The sequence below is a fragment of the Vibrio phycocola genome (assembly GCF_053850235.1).
The window spans coordinates 1-18,144 of record NZ_JBSQDJ010000025.1 but is presented as its reverse complement, the minus strand read 5'-3'; the positions used below and the strand labels follow the sequence as shown (position 1 = coordinate 18,144).

Below are 18,144 nucleotides of genomic sequence, written 5' to 3'. Positions count from 1 at the left end.
TGGCGAATTTAACCAGAGGCTTTGTGGGTTAGAATATCTCAACACATAAAACTCAATAAATTCAGTGGGTTATATTTGTATAATAGTGGCCTCTATCTTGCAATCTTTCTCTTGCATATAGTTTATGAATGAAAAGGTTTGCGAATAAAAACGTTTGCAAATAAAAAGTCTACGCCGATGGAGGCCCTAATATGTTCGAGTTTCTATTTTTGATTTTCTTTATTGTCACGTTTGCGATCTTTGGTATTTCGTTTCTTTCCGTCACCGTTGCGGTGATAGTTGGCATTGCCTTTATGTTCATCATGGGCATGTTGGGGTTGATTGTGAAAATGCTGCCGTGGTTAATCGTTATCGGCTTAATTATCTTATTAGTACGTCATAAGCGCGTGCGTTAGTTCTCATTTCTGATTGAATTATTCTTCAATATGGTGAAAGTGGGTTACGTCTAATTAATTGATTAATATACGTAACTGACTGTTTTCTATCTCCCTATTCATTCTGTGTATAACGTCTTTCGTTATTTCGATTGGTAATTTTAAGTCCCTTCGATACCCTCCAATGAGTGATTTTACAATTGTCATGACGACATTGAGTTTCACAAAGGTGCTCATGGATGAGTAAATGGTGTTTCAACTTTTGTTTACACCATCTTCAGATACTTTTTAATCGCATTAAAGTATCAGTGCTAATCGACGACCACCTGCCTCACATTTTCATGATTACACCAGCTTCAATTTCAATAAATGGAGAATTAGAATGAAACATAGGCTGTTAGCATTACCTCTAGCTATCATGGCGGCGACCACATTTGCTGCATCGGCACAAGCAGCAACCACGTTTGTTTACTGTTCAGAAGGGAGCCCAGAAGGATTTAACGCAGCGTTTTATACCTCTGGTACCACTTTTGACGCATCATCAAAAACCATGTTCAACCGTCTGCTTGAGTTTGATGTCGGCACAACGACCGCGAAACCAGCATTAGCAGAAAGCTATGAAGTGACGGATGATGGGTTGGAATATACCTTCCATTTACGTAAAGGCGTTAAGTTCCATTCAAGCAAAGAATTTACTCCAACTCGTGACTTCAATGCGGATGATGTTGTCTTTACATTTGCACGTCAGTGGGACAAAGAGCACCCATATCACACGGTTTCTGGTGGTTCATATGAGTACTTTACCGGTATGGGTATGGATGCACTCATCAAAGACATCGTAAAGGTTGATGATTACACGGTTAAGTTTGTTCTAAATAACCCTGAAGCACCATTCCTTGCTAACTTAGCCATGGATTTTGCTTCTATCTTTTCTGCAGAACAAGCTGACGTCTTAATGGAAAAAGGCACTCCCGAGCAGATCGATATTAATCCTGCTGGTACCGGTCCTTTCCAAAAAGTTCAATATCAAAAAGATTCACTTATTCGCTATACCGCGTTTGAAGATTACTGGAAAGGCAAAGCAGAGATTGACCGTCTTGTATTCTCAATCACGCCTGATGCATCAGTACGTTATGCGAAAATGAAAGCGGGTGAATGTCATTCTATGCCATATCCAAACCCAGCGGATATCGAGCAAATGCAGAAAGATGAAGATATCACTGTAATGTCTCAAGAAGGTTTAAACGTCGGCTATTTAGCGTTTAATACCCAGAAGAAGCCATTCGATGATGTTCGTGTTCGTCAGGCATTGAGCCTAGCAACGAACAAGCAAGCGATCATCGACTCGGTATTCCAAGGCGCAGGTAAAATTGCGAAAAACCCTCTTCCGCCAACAATTTGGTCGTACAACGATGCAGTGGTTGATTACAACTATGATCCAGTGCGTGCTAAGCAGCTGTTAAAAGAAGCGGGTTACGAGAATGGTTTTGATACCAACATTTGGGCAATGCCAGTTCAACGTCCATACAATCCGAATGCTCGCCGTATGGCAGAAGTTATGCAGGAAGATTGGAAACAAGTCGGTGTTAATGCGGAAATCGTTTCTTACGAATGGGGTGAATACCTAAACCGCTCTAAGAAAGGTGAGCACGATACTGTTCTGCTTGGCTGGACCGGTGATAATGGTGACCCAGATAACTTCCTTTATGTCCTACTAAGCTGTGATGCGGTTGGCGGTTCAAACCGTGCACAATGGTGTAACGAGTCGTTCGATAAACTCCTAATCGATGCGAAACAAACATCGGATATCGAAAAGCGTACCGGGCTATATGAAGAAGCTCAGGTTTTATTCAAAGAGCAAGCTCCTTGGATTACCGTCGCGCACTCAGTGGTTTACGAACCAATTCGTAAAGAAGTGAAAGGCTACAAAATTGACCCACTTGGCGGTCACTACTTCTACGGCGTTAGCTTAGAGAAGTAATTCAATACTAAGTGATAAACGGCACTCTGGCTGGTTGGATGCAGTCTGAGTGCCGTAATTATGAGGTCGTTTAGCATTTAGAAACTGAATGATCAGAATCATCACTTTTCGCAACAGAGAGCTTATCTTTATATGTTTCAGTTTATTTTTCGTCGACTAGGGTTGGTTATTCCGACCTTTCTAGGCATTACATTATTGACGTTTACGCTCATCCATATGATTCCCGGTGACCCAATAGAGGTGATGGCCGGAGAGCGAGGAGTATCGGCAGAGCGTCATGCCGAGCTTAGTGCTCAGCTTGGTTTTGACCAACCATTGTACATCCAATATTTCCGCTATGTCGGCGGTGTGTTACAAGGCGATTTTGGCAATTCATTAGTAACCAAAGAGCCTGTTTTGCAAGAGTTTTTAACGTTATTTCCAGCCACGATTGAGCTCGCAGCTTGTGCCGCTATTTTTGCGGTTTTAATTGGCTTACCCGCCGGTATTATAGCGGCGGTGAAACGTGGAACCATTTTTGATCACTCAGTGATGACGTTTTCATTAACTGGGTATTCGATGCCTATATTCTGGTGGGCGCTGTTATTAATGCTCGTTTTCTCTGTCAACTTAGGTTGGACGCCGGTCTCGGGACGCATCGATGTGGTGTATTGGATTGATGACGTCACCGGATTTATGTTGGTGGATGCGTTGTTATCGGGAGAAGAAGGGGCATTTTCTTCGGCAGTATCACATCTTATTTTGCCTAGCATTGTTTTAGGCACCATTCCAATGGCGGTGATTGCGCGAATGACGCGCTCTTCGATGCTCGAAGTGTTGAGTGAAGATTACATTCGTACTGCTCGCTCAAAAGGGATTGCACCTTGGCGTGTCATAGTCATTCATGCTCTGCGTAATGCGCTTATTCCAGTGATTACTGTGATTGGGTTGCAAGTCGGTATCTTGTTGTCCGGCGCGATTTTGACCGAAACGGTTTTTGCTTGGCCAGGGATCGGGAAATGGTTGATTGAATCGATTGGTCGACGCGATTATCCCGTCGTTCAAGGTGGCATTTTGATTGTTGCAACCATCATTATCGTGGTGAACCTGTTGGTGGATATCACCTACGGTATTGTTAATCCACGTATTCGACATAGCCGATAAGGAGGCGCAATGACAACTGAAACTATTAAAGCGCCACAGCCTAGAACGCCATTACAAGAGTTTTGGTTCTATTTTAGTGGCAACACGGGTGCCGTTATTGGCCTCGGGTTTATTATCTTAATTTGTTTAATGGCCATTTTTGCCAATGTAGTAGCGCCACATTCGCCTTCTGATCAAGTTCGGGACGCACTGCTGCTGCCTCCTGCTTGGTTGGATGGTGGAAATTGGTCTTATATTTTAGGCACCGATGATGTTGGTCGCGATATTCTTTCTCGTCTTATTTACGGGGCGCGTTTGTCACTCTCGGTCGGTATGGTCGCGGTAACGGCTTCGTTATTTTTTGGAATTTTAATGGGGCTGATTGCTGGGTACTACAAAGGCATGATCGATACCATCATTATGCGGATCGTCGATATCATGTTGGCGATGCCTAGTTTGCTATTAGCCATCGCGATTGTTGCTGTATTAGGACCAAGTATCGTCAATGCCGCATTAGCAATTTCGGTGGTCTCTTTACCACACTATGTTCGTTTAACACGAGCAGCGACAATGGCAGAAATGTCACGCGATTATGTGACTTCTTCTCGAGTTTTGGGCGCAAGTTCGTTCCGTTTAATGTTTGTCTGTATCTTGCCAAATTGTCTTGCACCTTTGATCGTACAAGCAACGTTAGGGTTCTCTTCTGCCATTTTGGATATGGCTGCACTTGGCTTTCTCGGGTTAGGTGCTCAACCACCGACACCAGAGTGGGGCAGTATGTTGGCAGACGCATTGCAATTTGTTCAGCGCGCTTGGTGGGTTGTTACGTTCCCAGGTTTGATGATTTTGTTGACGGTTTTGGCGTTTAACTTAATGGGCGATGGATTGCGCGATGCGCTTGATCCGAAGTTGAAGCAGTAAGAGGTCGATATGGCATTGTTAAAATTAGAAAATCTATCTGTGACGTTTGCTCAATTTAAAGCCGTCGACAACATTAGTTATCAAGTAGAGGAAGGCGAAGTTCTTGGGATTGTCGGAGAGTCAGGATCGGGGAAAAGTGTTAGCTCCCTTTCCATAATGGGGTTGATCGATTATCCCGGAGAAGTCAGTGCGAACCAGTTAAGTTTTAATGGTGAAGATTTACTGTCGATGTCGGAGGCAAAGCGACGCCAGCTAACAGGCTCTGATATCGCAATGATTTTCCAAGATCCTATGACCAGCTTAAACCCATGCTTTACCGTGGGCTACCAAATTATCGAAGCGTTAAAAACTCACCAAGGTGGCAGTAAAAAAGAGTTAAAAGCACGCGCGATTGAGCTATTGAATCAAGTGGGTATTCCGGCACCTGAATCTCGCTTAAAAAACTATCCGCATCAATTGTCTGGTGGAATGAGCCAGCGTGTAATGATTGCCATGGCGATTGCATGTAACCCTCGTTTATTGATTGCCGATGAACCGACAACTGCACTCGATGTGACCATTCAAGCTCAGATTATTGATTTACTGATAGAGTTACAGCGCAAAGAGAAAATGGGACTGGTTTTAATTACTCATGATCTTGCTTTGGTTGCAGAAGTGGCACATCGTGTGATTGTGATGTACGCCGGGCAAGTGGTTGAATCGGGGCCTGCAAGTGAAGTGTTTGCGACCCCGAAACATCCATATACTCAGGCTTTGCTTGCATCTTTGCCTGAATCTTCAGCGGGAAAAGCGCGCTTGGAAGCATTGCCGGGTGTCGTACCGGGATTATTCGATAGGCCAAAAGGGTGTCTGTTGAGTCCACGTTGTCGTTACGCAACGGAACGGTGTCATACCGAAGCTCCAAGCAATCAAGGGCCAATTGAGCGCCAAGTAAAATGTCATACTCCATTGAACAGTGAAGGGAGAGCGACGGCATGAGTCAACAACCATTAATTTTAAAAGCCGCTAACCTTAAACAGCACTATCAAGTCAAACAGGGGATGTTTAAACCGGACGCGGTTGTGAAAGCGGTAGACGGCATTAGCTTTGAGCTTGAAAAGGGCAAAACTCTCGCCGTGGTGGGAGAGTCGGGGTGTGGAAAGTCAACGTTGGGACGAATGCTAACGATGATCGAAACACCCACCTCAGGTCGTTTAAATTTTCATGACGATGATTTACTTGCGCTTTCCAGTGAAAAACAGAAATTGCTTCGTCAAAAGATTCAGATTATCTTTCAAAACCCATATGGGTCGCTTAATCCGCGTAAGAAGATAGGCGCGATTTTGGAAGAGCCTCTCGTGATTAACAGTGCAATGAGTAAAGCGGAACGCAAAGCTAAAGCGACGGAAATGATGGAAAAGGTTGGTTTAAAACCAGAGCACTACGATCGTTACCCACATATGTTTTCTGGTGGTCAACGCCAGCGAATTGCCATCGCACGTGGTCTAATGCTTGATCCGGAAATCATTGTGGCAGATGAGCCAGTGTCCGCTTTGGATGTGTCAGTCCAAGCTCAAGTATTGAATTTAATGATGGATCTTCAACAAGAGTTTGGGTTGAGTTACGTGTTTATCTCTCATGATCTTTCCGTTGTTGAGCATATCGCCGATGATGTGATGGTGATGTATTTGGGAAAAGTTGTTGAGCAAGGGCCGAGTGAACAGATTTTTGCCTCTCCTAAGCATCCTTATACACAGGCGCTTCTGTCGAGTACGCCACAGCTCTCTCCAGAAAAACGGCGCGTACGCATAAAACTGCAAGGAGAATTGCCATCACCTTTAAATCCGCCAAGTGGTTGTGCATTTCATGGACGTTGCCAATTTGCGAATAATCGTTGTCGTAATGAAACCCCTTCATTAACAATGGAGCAAAGTGGTCATCTGGTTGCTTGTCATGCCGTGGTGGAAGAGCGTTTGTCAGAACAGGTTACTGATGTTGCCTAATAGCCTGAAGTGAGAGCGAGAAAGGGTTTTTCGATTCAGTTCAACCAAATTAATGCGATTTAGAGGATCAGTCGTAGTATGCTTTGAAACGACAGTAATGATCACCGAATGGTTTACATGCAGTAAGCCAATATAGATACAGTTTCAAGGATGGAACGATGCTACGGCATAAATTAATATTTATTGGATTAATCTGGCTCACAACCCTAAGTTCGTGGAGTCAAGCGACGACCATTAAAGTCGCGCTAGACTCCGAACCTGTGTCTCTTGATCCTCATGAGCAACTTTCTGAAGGCGCATTACTCTATTCGCATACCGTATTCGATTCTTTAGTGCGTTGGCAACAAGATGGTACTTTTGAACCTCGGTTGGCCACGTCTTGGCAGGTGCTTAGTGACACTTCTTTGCAATTATCGTTGCGGAAAAATGTTGTTTTTCATTCAGGAAATACCTTCACGGCAAATGATGTCGCCTATACTCTTGAGCGATTAAAACGTTCAACTGACTTTAAAGCGTTATTCAATGTGATTAGTCATAGTGAGGTGGTGGATGATCACACCATCATTATTCACACTCGCTACCCATTTCCTTTGTTACTAAATATCTTGGCTTATGTTTTTGCCATTGATTCTGACTATTACGATGGTCGAGATTCTATTGTTAAATTTGGTCACTCTTTTGCATCAAACAATGAATCGGGCACAGGACCTTTCGTCGTTATGGAGAGAGTGCCCGGTGAAAAGATTGTTTTTCAGCGAAACCCAAATTATTGGGATACGGAAACGAAGGGCAATGTCGATACCCTTGAGTTACTTCCGATTCGTTCAGATTCAACCCGTTTGGCGGCGTTGCTCACTGGAGATGTCGATATTATTTCACCAATCGCGTCGATTGATATCCCTAGAGTGAACGAGTTACGTGATGTTCAGTTGGTCAATTTACCGGGCACTCGAATTATTATGTTGCAGCTTAACCAAGAGCGCCGCCCTGAGTTGAGCGATCTCCGTGTTCGGCGCGCAATGAGTTTGGCGATCAATCAGGCTTTAATCGTTAATAAGGTTCTCAGAGGGTATGGAAAAGAAGCCGGACAGCTTAGTGCGTCGTTTTTTCTAGGGCATATTCCGAATCTTGAGCCTAAATATGATATTGAGCAGGCTAAGCAATTGATGAAGGAAGCGGGATACTCAGAAGGATTCAATTTGAGTATGATGGCGCCAAACAATCGTTACATGAGTGACGAGCAGATTGCTCAAGCAGTCGTTGCGATGTTGGAGAAAATTAACATTCGTGTTGATTTTAAAACCATGCCCAAGGCTCAGTATTTCCAACTATACGATCAGCGAGCCGCGGATGTAATGATGTTAGGTTGGCAATCGGATACTCAAGATTCCAATAATATTTTTGAGTTTACAGTTGCTTGTCGCAATATTGGTTCCGGGTTGGGGGTTTATAATGCGAGTGGCTACTGTAACCCAGTGGTTGATCAGTTGATTACACAAGCAAACCAGACGATGAACCTAGAAAAACGCCAAGCTGTGATGCAAGCGATCGAGGAGCAAGTCATGAATGATGTCGCCATCATCCCATTGCATTGGCAGAATCGAATTTGGGCAAGTAAGAAAGAGCTAAATTTGCCGGATGTTTTGAATATTCAAAATAACCCTTATTTTGGTGATCTAGTGGTACAGGAACCGTAAATGATGATACGAGCAAACGCGGGTGTGACGTACTAATGCTTTCGTTTATTCTGCGCCGATTGCTACAAGCAAGTTTGGTACTCCTTGCCATTACCTTGGTGGGGTTTGTTATTCAAACGTATTTGGGCGACCCTGTACAACAGATGGTTGGACAAAGCGTGTCACTGCTCGAAAGAGAGCAAATTCGAGAAGAGCTCGGCCTCAACCAACCATTATTGGTGCAATATGGTCAATTCTTGCTAAGGGCGGTTCAAGGCGATCTGGGGACTTCGTATTACTACAAACAACCGACTCTTGAGGTGATTTTTAGCAAGCTACCCGCGACATTAGAATTAACCTTATGCGGCCTAATTTTGGTTGCTCTTATTTCCATTCCATTTGGGGTGATTGCTGCAATTCACCCTCGCCATATTGTGGCACGTGTGACTCTATTTGTGAGTACTCTTGGCCTTTCGGTTCCAGTTTTTATTTTCGGTATTTTCTTGGTGTACTTTTTTGCGATCGAGTGGCGCCTATTGCCGAGTTTCGGTCGAGGAGAAACTACGCTCATTTTCGGTTTTTGGAGAACGGGACTTCTCACTCAAGATGGGCTGTTGCATCTGATTATGCCCAGTGCTTCATTAGCGTTTGTGTTAACGCCTATTTTCGTACGTTTGATTCGCGCCGAAATGTTAGAAGTTCTTCAAAGTGATTACATTCGGTTTGCCTGGTCTAAAGGGATATCTTCTTCTCGAATTTACTTTATTCATGCCCTTAAAAATACCATGTTACCCGTCATTACTGTGGGTGGTATTCAGGTGGGAACCGTGGTCGCTTATACGCTTCTTACGGAAACGATTTTTCAATGGCCGGGTCTAGGACGTTTATTTATGGAGGCGGTTACCCGAGTCGATACGCCTTTGCTTTCGGCTTATTTAATTATGGTTGGTTGTGGTTTTGTGTTGATCAATACGTTGGTGGATTTAATTTATATCATGGTGAATCCGCGAGTTAGAATTTCAGGGTATGGCATATGACTGGCCGCTATGCTCCTCACATTGAACCGAATCGTTTACGTCACATGTGGTACGCACTTCGCGGCGACAAGCTGGCATTATTCGCCTCAGGGATTTTTTTCTTCTACTGTTTAGTGGCACTTCTTGCGCCATTGCTCTCGCCTTACAATGTACATTCAAATCAATTTATGGATTTGATGAATGCCGAGATCGCCCCATATTGGCTAAGTGGCGATGCGCGTTTCTTACTCGGAACAGATACGCAAGGGCGCGACCTTCTTACGGTTATTCTTCATGGCACTCGACTGTCACTCACCATAGGTATCTGTGCCGTGGCAATCCAATTAATACTCGGTATCTGTATTGGCTTGTTGTCGGGTTATATTGGGGGGCGCTTAGACACCTTTCTAATGCGCTGTGCCGATATTCAACTCTCTTTTTCAACAATGATGGTGGCGATTGTTGTTTTGGCACTGTTTCAAGCGATGTTTGGGAGTGTCGCTTACCAGCAATTAGCCATGTTAATGTTAATTGTGGTGATTGGCATTGCAGAGTGGCCTATTTTTGCACGAACAATTCGAGCCTGTGTGCTTGCAGAAAAAGAGAAAGAGTATGTCGATGCTGCTCGAATTCTTGGGGTCAGTAATACGCGTATTATGTTTCGCCATATTATGCCCAATGCAATTTCATCATTGTTCGATTTAGTGACGATCCAAATAGCAAATGCCATTGTGGCGGAAGCGGCTCTTTCTTTTCTTGGATTAGGAATGCCACCGTCTCAGCCGTCGCTTGGTGCTTTGATTTCTTCTGGTTTTGCTTATTTGTTTTCCGGCGCATGGTGGATATGTGCGTTTCCAAGCGTAACGTTAATTGTGCTGATTTTTGTTATGAACTTGCTTGGTGATTGGTTCCGTGACCACCTTAATCCACAAAAAGGGGAGTTGAGTTAATATGGCACTGCTTTCTGTGGACAACCTTAATGTGAAATTTCGTCACCGTGGTGGCGATTTACACGCATTACACGATATCTCTTTTTCTATTTCAGCCGGTGAAAAAGTGGCGATTGTCGGCGAATCCGGTGCAGGGAAATCACTCCTTGGGTATTCAATTGTGAACCTTCTGACCAAACCCGGATACATTTCTTCGGGTTCAATTCGGTTTGATCGTCGCGAACTGACTGGATTATCGATTAAGGAGTGGCAGAAAATTCGCGGACATCGTATCGCTATGATATTTCAAGACATGATGATGACATTGAATCCCGTTCTTACCATTGGTATGCAAATGGTCGAAGCGATCCGCTCTCATCAGAAAATGTCTCGTCACGAAGCGCAGAAGTTGGCTATTCAAGGTTTAGAAAAAGTACGTATTTCTTCACCAGAGCAACGGTTTCATCAGTATCCTCATCAGCTTTCTGGTGGTATGCGCCAACGCGTTATTATCGCTATTGTCTTGTTGTTGAAGCCAGAGTTAATTATTGCCGATGAACCGACAACAGCGCTGGATGTAACGATTCAGGCAGAAATCCTCAAGTTACTCAAAGAGATCTGCGATAGCGAGCAAGTCGCGTTGATTATTGTCAGCCATGATTTTGGAGTGGTCTCTCGAATCAGTGATCGTACCTTGGTGATGTATGCTGGAAAAATTGTCGAACAAGGGCCAACCCTCGAGATTATCAATGATCCTCAACACCCTTATACTCAAGGTTTATTGAACGCTCTGCCTCAGATGGCGTCGCCCGGTCAGAGGCTCAATCAAATTGAGGGAAACATGCCCTCATTGAGAGATCGCCCAAGTGGTTGTGCATTTCACCCTCGTTGTCGATACGCCGAGCCTCGTTGTAGTTATTCTCAGCCGTCATTTATTTATACGGGTGTTTCAAGTTGTGCCTGCTTTTTAGTGGAAGACATGATTGACGCAAATGACACTAAGGAGAATGACATTGACTAAAGAGTTGATTCGTTTTCTGAATGTCGAAAAGTCATTTGTGACCAGTACGAGTTGGTCAAATGCGTTGAGTGCGAAACGTGTAGGCTTTCGCCATAAAGAGCAGATTCACGCACTAAATGGCGTTGATCTGACGGTCTATAAAGGTGAGTGTCTTTGTGTGGTCGGAGAGACTGGATGTGGCAAGTCGACGTTAGCCCGAGTATTGATGGGACTTGACTCTCCGACGTCAGGTGAAGTGCTCTATCGAGGAGAGCGCATCGATACGTTATCTGACAAGCAACGTATGGGTTATCGCAAAAAAATGCAGATGGTATTTCAAAGCCCACATGCGTCGTTAAACCCTAGAATGACGGTTTATCAGATGCTAAAAGAGTCGGTGACATTACATCACCCTAGCTTTGGCTTACAGGAAACCGACGAGTTCATTGCAGGGTTATTGGCCTCAGTGGGTTTAGATCGCGATGCCGAGGATAAATACCCTCATCAATTTTCTGGCGGGCAGCGTCAGCGTATTTCATTGGCTCGAGCCTTGTCTGTCGAACCCGAGTTTATCGTTGCCGATGAGCCACTGGCTGCACTGGATGTGTCGGTTCAAGCTCAAGTCCTTAATTTGATGATGGATAAAAAATATCATCTCGGCCTGACATACCTTTTTATTACTCATGATTTGGCGGTGGTGGAGCACTTTGCCACGCGTGTTGCAGTGATGTATTTAGGCGTTATTTGCGAAGTCGCTCCAAGAGAGGTGCTGTTTCGTTCGCCCAAGCATCCTTACACCAAGGCGCTTCTGGCCTCAACGCCTCGATTGGATAATCTTTCACTTAATCCGATTGAATTAAAAGGAGAAGTGCCCACTCCGACAGAAAAACAGAAAGGTTGTGCATTTGCAGGTCGTTGCCCGTATGCGAATCAACGCTGTTATGATCAGATACCTCAAAGCCAAGTTTCCAGCGATGGCAGCCATGTTGCTTGCCATGCAGTCGAAGAAGGAAGGCTGTTATGGAAATAAGATGGTTAGAAGATTTTATCGCGTTAGCTCGTACTCGACATTTTTCGCGGGCAGCGGATGAGCAGAATGTTACTCAGCCAACATTTAGCCGCCGAATCAAATTGCTTGAAGAAGAAATGAAAGTCACTTTGGTTGATCGAAACTCACTACCGCTATCTTTGACACCAGCAGGAGAGCTATTTTTACAAAGTGCAGAATCGATCACGCGTGAACTCCGAGAGACAAAAGCTCGCTGTTTAGAAATTAAAGATCATAACCAGTCACAATTGCGACTTATTGCAACTCAAGAGCTGTTTTTAAATTTTTATCCACACTCCTTTTTACCGTCATGCCATCGAATTGGTGTCGATATTGACGTCAATATGAAATCGAGTACGTGGGAACAGAGCGATTTTATTAATTCGATGATGCGTCAGGAGAGCGATCTATTGCTCTGTTTTTGGCATCCGGGAATGAGCTCTTTGGAACAATTGCCCACCGAAGAGTTTGATCATTTGGTACTGGCACAAGAAACGCTCCTTCCTTGTTGCTTACCATCTGAAAATGGCGAAGCGCTCTATCAACTTCCTGGCGTGAAAAAAAGCCCGCAGCCATATATTAGCTATGAACAGGGTTCATTTTTGGCCGATGCCGTGACATACCATCTCCAACGTCAGCACGACATTGCTCAACTTGAAGTAGTGACCTCCGACTTTAACGCTGTCGGCATTGCGGCTTTGGTTAAACAAGGGTTTGGGCTCGGTTGGTTACCAGAAACAATGGTGAGTAATGCTCTGGAGCAATCTCGTTTGATTGTTGCAGGTGAACACCAATGGGCTATCTCGATGCAAATTCGGTTATATAAGGCAAAAAGTAATCAAAATCCGCTTTTACAAACACTTTGGAGTAACGCTGTTAAGCTAATTACCTAACTTGTTTGTGTAGTAATAACGTTATCGAATAAACAATCTATTAACATCTGCGTTAATTTTAACCATAATGGCTTTGTGGTTGGTAAATGGAATTATCGCTGGAGGTAAATGATGACGTTAGAAGAATTACGCACGATGTATCGCGCCAATCTGCTAGTCGAAGCAATTGCAGAACCTTTAGAAGAGCAAGGTGATTGGCTTATAGAATTTCGCCATATTCAAGGAGGTTTTGTTGTTCTGACTCACTCTAATGGTGAAACTTGCCATTATTCTGATCTACATTATGCGTCGCAAAGCGCGCGCGAAGTCGGCTTTAAGCAAGTCAGAGTTGAATCAATATGCCATTAATATAATGGTCTTTAATATCCTTACTTCCAAAAAGTTATAAAACATACTCATCTATTCTTTCTTGTTATTAGAGATAATGGTTAACCTATAGTCACGCAATGAATAGGAATGTCGTGACTATGTCTTCAGCAAATAATAATCCAAACGAGCTAGCAGCACTTTCTAGCCCAGTAAATGACAGTCAGCTAAATCAGCTGCAGCAAACCGTTTCTCAACTTTCTCCTCAGCAACTGGCTTGGGTCAGTGGCTATTTTTGGGGCTTAAGTCAATCTCAATCGGGTGTGGCACAAGCACCTGCAGTATCCGCTCAACCAGCAGGTAAGCTAACCATTGTCTACGCGTCTCAAACTGGGAACGCAAAAGGGGTTGCCGAAGCTTTAGAGCAAGATGCTGCCGCGCTCGATATCCCTGTGCAGTTATTTGATGCAAGCGATTATAAAGGTAAAGACCTTGCCAAAGAGACTCATGTAGTCATCGTTGCTTCTACGAATGGTGAAGGTGAGGCTCCTGATAACGCGATTGCTTTGCATGAGTTTTTACAATCTAAGAAAGCACCTAAATTGGACTCTCTCAAATATGCCGTTATTGGTTTAGGTGACTCTAGTTATGAGTTCTTCTGCCAAACTGGTAAAGATTTTGATGCGTTTTTGTCTAAGCAAGGTGCAACTGCGTTATTAGATCGTGTCGACTGTGACGTTGATTACGAAGAGACTGCTGCCGAATGGCGTAAACAGTCTCTTGAATTAATCAAAGAGTCATTAGGATCAGCACAAGCTGTTGCTGTGTCATCATCTGCACCAGTGGCATCGGGTCATTCTCAATATACGAAGCAAAACCCGTATAGCGCGGCGTTGTTAGCAAGCCAAAAAATCACAGGTCGCGATTCCGACAAAGATGTACGTCATATCGAAATTGATTTAGATGGTTCAGGGTTGACTTACCAAGCTGGTGATGCGCTTGGCGTTTGGTATGAAAACAGTTCTGATTTAGCCAATGAAATCTTAGCGAAAGTAGGTCTGTCTGGTGTTGAAAGCGTGGATGTAGATGGTGAAAGTTTATCGATTCACAGCGCACTAGTGACTAAGTTTGAGATCACAGCGTCAAATCCGCAGTTTGTCACTAAGTATGCAGAATTGTCTGGTAGCAAAAAGCTGCAAAAGTTGGTGGATGATAAAGATAAGCTTCGCAGCTACGCAGGTGAGACTCAAGTTGTCGATGTACTAGCTGAGAAGAAAACCAAGCTATCGGCTGACGAGTTGGTTGGCCTGTTGCGTCGCTTAACACCACGCTTGTATTCAATTGCTTCAAGTCAAAGTGAAGTCGATGAGGAAGTTCACTTAACGGTCGGTCTAGTTGAATATAAACAAGGTGATCAATCTCGTCTCGGTGGTGCGTCAAGCTTCCTAGCTCAACGCTTAGAAGAAGGCGGCGAAGTGAAGGTGTTTATTGAAAATAATAATAACTTCAAGCTACCACAAGATGATAATGCCCCAGTGATCATGATTGGTCCAGGTACTGGTATTGCACCGTTCCGTAGCTTCATTCAAGAACGTGATAATCGAGATGCAGAAGGGAAAAACTGGCTGTTCTTTGGTGACCGTACTTTCACTCAAGACTTCTTGTATCAAGTTGAATGGCAAAAATACTTGAAATCGGGCTTATTGACTCAACTCGATGTCGCCTTTAGTCGTGACCAGCATGAGAAAGTCTATGTTCAGCACCGAATTTTAGAAAATGCAGAGCAAGTGTGGCAATGGCTACAAGACGGCGCTTATGTCTATGTGTGTGGTGATGCGACCCGCATGGCAAAAGATGTTCATGACGCGTTGATTTCTGTTGCTGAACAGCAAGGTCAATTGAGTCGTGAAAAAGCAGAAGAATTTATTAATGAATTACGTAAAGCGAAACGTTATCAAAGGGATGTCTACTAATGAGCACAAAAATTGAAAACAACGTCCAAGAAGTATTAGGCGAAGTGCTAGGCCCCCTAGCTGATAATGAGCGTTTAAAACGTGAAAGTAATTTCCTTCGCGGGACGATCGAACAAGATCTACAAGACCGTATTACTGGTGGCTTTACGGCGGATAACTTCCAGTTAATTCGTTTCCACGGTATGTACCAGCAAGATGATCGCGATATTCGTAATGAACGTGCGAAGCAAAAGCTGGAGCCGCTGCATAATGTTATGTTACGTGCGCGTATGCCAGGCGGTATTATCAAACCAGAGCAATGGTTAGCGATCGATAAATTTGCAACTGATAACACGATGTATGGAAGTATCCGTCTTACCACGCGTCAAACATTTCAGTTTCACGGTGTTTTAAAGCCGAATATCAAACTGATGCATCAGACATTGAATAGCATCGGTATTGATTCAATTGCAACGGCGGGTGATGTAAACCGTAACGTACTTTGTACGACGAACCCTGTTGAATCTGAGCTTCATCAGGAAGCGTATGAGTGGGCGAAAAAAATCAGTGAACATCTATTACCGAAGACTCGCGCCTATGCTGAAATCTGGCTCGATGGTGAGAAAGTAGAAGGCACAGACGAAGAGCCAATTTTAGGCAGTAACTATTTACCACGTAAATTTAAAACCACTGTTGTTATCCCACCACACAATGATGTGGATGTTCATGCCAATGACTTGAACTTTATTGCGATAGCTGAAAAAGGGAAGTTGATCGGATTCAATGTTCTTGTTGGTGGTGGCTTAGCCATGACTCATGGTGATACTTCAACGTACCCTCGCCGCGCAGATGATCTTGGTTTTGTTGCTCTAGAGAAGACGTTGGATGTTGCAGCCGCTGTTGTTACTACACAACGTGATTGGGGTAACCGCTCGAATCGTAAAAACGCCAAAACTAAGTACACATTAGATCGTGTTGGAACGGATGTATTTAAAGCTGAAGTTGAAGCACGAGCGGGTATTACTTTTGAAGCCAGCCGTCCTTATGAATTTACGTCTCGTGGTGATCGTATCGGTTGGGTTGAAGGTATTGATGGGCAATTCCATTTAGCGCTCTTTATCGAAAATGGCCGCTTATTAGATTACCCAGACAGACCATTAAAAACGGGTGTTGCTGAAATTGCTAAAATTCACAAAGGTGATTTCCGAATGACGGCAAACCAAAACTTAATTGTTGCGGGCGTTCCGGCAGATCAAAAAGACGTGATAGAAGCAATTGCACGTAAGCACGGTTTGATGGATGACAGTGTTAGTGAGCAGCGTAAAAACTCTATGGCATGTGTAGCTTTTCCTACATGTCCACTAGCAATGGCTGAAGCAGAACGTATGCTTCCAAACTTTGTGACTGATGTAGAAGGCATTCTGGCGAAAAACGGTTTGGCTGTAGATGACAATATCATTCTGCGTATTACTGGGTGTCCAAATGGTTGTGGACGAGCAATGTTGGCAGAAATCGGCTTAGTAGGTAAAGCACCTGGCCGTTATAACCTCCACCTTGGCGGTAACAGAGCCGGTACTCGTGTTCCAAAAATGTATAAAGAGAATATCACTGAGAAACAGATTCTTGAAGAAATCGATCAGCTAGCAGGCCGTTGGGCTAAAGAGCGTGAGAGTGGAGAGTGTTTCGGTGACTTTGTTATTCGTGTTGGAATTATCGAAGAAGTAATCATATCGAAGAGAGATTTCCATGGCTGAAAGCGTGTTGTATAAGCTGCAGCTTTCCGAGTTACTTCTAATGACTAAGGTGGAGCAATCGCTTCACTTAGCCGAATTGAATGGTTACTTAGAAAGTTTATCTGCTCAAGAGCGAGTAAGATGGGGGCTTGAAAACCTGGAAGGAACTCATGCAGTATCCTCTAGCTTTGGAATTCAAGCTGCGTTGATGGTTCATTTGGTATCGAGAGCAAAGAAAGATGTACCTGTTGTCTTAACCGATACTGGATATCTGTTCCCTGAAACCTACCAGTTTATTGATGAGTTAACTGAAAAGTTGAATTTAAATCTGAAAGTATACCGTTCAGACTATTCACCAGCTTGGCAAGAAGCTCGTTATGGAAAGTTATGGGAACAAGGTGCCGAAGGTCTCGATAAGTACAATCGAATTAATAAAGTGGTACCGATGAAAAAGGCATTGGAAGAGCTTGGTGTAAAAACTTGGTTTTCTGGGCTGCGTCGGGAACAGGCACAATCGAGAGCAAATCTTCCGATTCTTGCGATTCAAAATGGTGTGTTTAAGTTTCTTCCAGTTATCGATTGGACAAACGAAGACGTTGAGAACTATTTAGCAGAACATAACCTGCCATATCATCCATTACGGGATCAAGGCTACTTATCTGTTGGTGATACACATACAACGAGTAAGTGGGAAGAAGGAATGAAAGAAGAAGAAACTCGCTTCTTTGGTTTGAAACGAGAATGTGGCCTTCATGAAGATGATCATGAGACAGATGGCTCTGGTATCTAATTCAAATCTACAATATTAAATATGAAAGCTGCTTCGGCAGCTTTTTTGTTGTCTGTAAAAGAATAACTCTGTGGATAAGTTGTAGTTTAGCTCTTAGTAAAGTGGGATAAATAAGGCTTTGTTGTGTATTTCGCCAAACGAGTTATTTTTTTATAATTTTGATGAAAAAACACTTGCTAACGTGAAGCGGATCTCTATAATGCGCTCTCGTTGACACGGCAGCCCGCCAAGGCGGTGAAGCAAGTATCAACAAGGCTCGAAAGCAAAAAAAGAAAATTCTAAAAAGTGTTTGACACTAAGAATTATCTCGCTAGAATAGCCGTCCACTTCTCGCACGAGAAGTTGCTCTTTAACAATTTAGACCTATCAATCTGTGTGGGCACTCGTTGATGATAATCAATTTTACTTCTTAGAAGTAACT

16 protein-coding genes are annotated in these 18,144 nt (G+C 43.7%); all 16 read left to right on the top strand.

Annotated features, from left to right (window positions below; translation table 11 throughout):
• The first annotated feature begins 191 nt into the window (after positions 1 to 191).
• Positions 192 to 395 (top strand): envelope stress response protein PspG, encoded by a 204-nt coding sequence (locus ACWU4D_RS19465; protein ID WP_456053104.1) that lies wholly within the window; start codon positions 192 to 194, stop codon positions 393 to 395.
• Between the two features lie 361 nt (positions 396 to 756).
• The gene (locus ACWU4D_RS19460; protein WP_456053103.1) at positions 757 to 2,355 is read left to right on the top strand and encodes an ABC transporter substrate-binding protein; all 1,599 of its coding nucleotides are present in this window, start codon (positions 757 to 759) and stop codon (positions 2,353 to 2,355) included.
• A 132-nt stretch (positions 2,356 to 2,487) separates the two neighbouring features.
• Positions 2,488 to 3,498 (top strand): ABC transporter permease subunit, encoded by a 1,011-nt coding sequence (locus tag ACWU4D_RS19455; RefSeq protein WP_456053102.1) that lies wholly within the window; start codon positions 2,488 to 2,490, stop codon positions 3,496 to 3,498.
• A 9-nt stretch (positions 3,499 to 3,507) separates the two neighbouring features.
• On the top strand, positions 3,508 to 4,398 hold the full coding sequence (gene dppC, locus ACWU4D_RS19450; RefSeq protein ID WP_456053101.1) for a dipeptide ABC transporter permease DppC: 891 nt from the start codon (positions 3,508 to 3,510) through the stop codon (positions 4,396 to 4,398).
• 9 nt (positions 4,399 to 4,407) lie between these two features.
• Positions 4,408 to 5,376 (top strand): dipeptide ABC transporter ATP-binding protein, encoded by a 969-nt coding sequence (gene dppD, locus ACWU4D_RS19445; RefSeq protein ID WP_456053100.1) that lies wholly within the window; start codon positions 4,408 to 4,410, stop codon positions 5,374 to 5,376.
• Positions 5,373 to 6,380, top strand: coding sequence for a peptide ABC transporter ATP-binding protein (locus tag ACWU4D_RS19440; protein ID WP_456053099.1), 1,008 nt, complete (start codon positions 5,373 to 5,375; stop codon positions 6,378 to 6,380). Before dppD ends, ACWU4D_RS19440 begins: the two co-directional genes overlap by 4 nt.
• A gap of 158 nt (positions 6,381 to 6,538) precedes the next feature.
• Complete coding sequence (locus tag ACWU4D_RS19435) at positions 6,539 to 8,077, top strand: ABC transporter substrate-binding protein (RefSeq protein ID WP_456053098.1); 1,539 nt, start codon at positions 6,539 to 6,541, stop codon at positions 8,075 to 8,077.
• 35 nt (positions 8,078 to 8,112) lie between these two features.
• Entirely contained in the window at positions 8,113 to 9,093 is a 981-nt protein-coding gene (locus ACWU4D_RS19430; protein ID WP_456053097.1) for an ABC transporter permease, read from the top strand.
• Positions 9,090 to 10,022 (top strand): ABC transporter permease, encoded by a 933-nt coding sequence (locus tag ACWU4D_RS19425; RefSeq protein WP_456053096.1) that lies wholly within the window; start codon positions 9,090 to 9,092, stop codon positions 10,020 to 10,022. The genes ACWU4D_RS19430 and ACWU4D_RS19425 overlap by 4 nt, the downstream gene beginning before the upstream one ends.
• Position 10,023: 1 nt before the next feature.
• Positions 10,024 to 11,022 (top strand): ABC transporter ATP-binding protein, encoded by a 999-nt coding sequence (locus tag ACWU4D_RS19420; RefSeq protein WP_456053095.1) that lies wholly within the window; start codon positions 10,024 to 10,026, stop codon positions 11,020 to 11,022.
• Positions 11,015 to 12,031, top strand: a complete 1,017-nt coding sequence (locus ACWU4D_RS19415) for an ABC transporter ATP-binding protein (protein ID WP_456053094.1) — start codon at positions 11,015 to 11,017, stop codon at positions 12,029 to 12,031. Before ACWU4D_RS19420 ends, ACWU4D_RS19415 begins: the two co-directional genes overlap by 8 nt.
• A complete protein-coding gene (locus ACWU4D_RS19410) occupies positions 12,022 to 12,942 on the top strand; it encodes a LysR family transcriptional regulator (RefSeq protein WP_456053093.1) in 921 nt (306 codons plus the stop codon). The genes ACWU4D_RS19415 and ACWU4D_RS19410 overlap by 10 nt, the downstream gene beginning before the upstream one ends.
• A 111-nt stretch (positions 12,943 to 13,053) precedes the next feature.
• A complete protein-coding gene (locus tag ACWU4D_RS19405) occupies positions 13,054 to 13,290 on the top strand; it encodes a hypothetical protein (RefSeq protein WP_456053117.1) in 237 nt (78 codons plus the stop codon).
• Positions 13,291 to 13,409: 119 nt separating this feature from the next.
• Positions 13,410 to 15,221: an assimilatory sulfite reductase (NADPH) flavoprotein subunit gene (locus ACWU4D_RS19400; RefSeq protein WP_456053092.1), complete on the top strand. Its 1,812-nt coding sequence runs from the start codon at positions 13,410 to 13,412 to the stop codon at positions 15,219 to 15,221.
• Complete coding sequence (cysI, locus tag ACWU4D_RS19395) at positions 15,221 to 16,954, top strand: assimilatory sulfite reductase (NADPH) hemoprotein subunit (protein WP_456053091.1); 1,734 nt, start codon at positions 15,221 to 15,223, stop codon at positions 16,952 to 16,954. Before ACWU4D_RS19400 ends, cysI begins: the two co-directional genes overlap by 1 nt.
• Positions 16,947 to 17,723: a phosphoadenylyl-sulfate reductase gene (locus ACWU4D_RS19390; protein WP_456053090.1), complete on the top strand. Its 777-nt coding sequence runs from the start codon at positions 16,947 to 16,949 to the stop codon at positions 17,721 to 17,723. The genes cysI and ACWU4D_RS19390 overlap by 8 nt, the downstream gene beginning before the upstream one ends.
• The last annotated feature ends 421 nt before the right edge of the window (positions 17,724 to 18,144 follow it).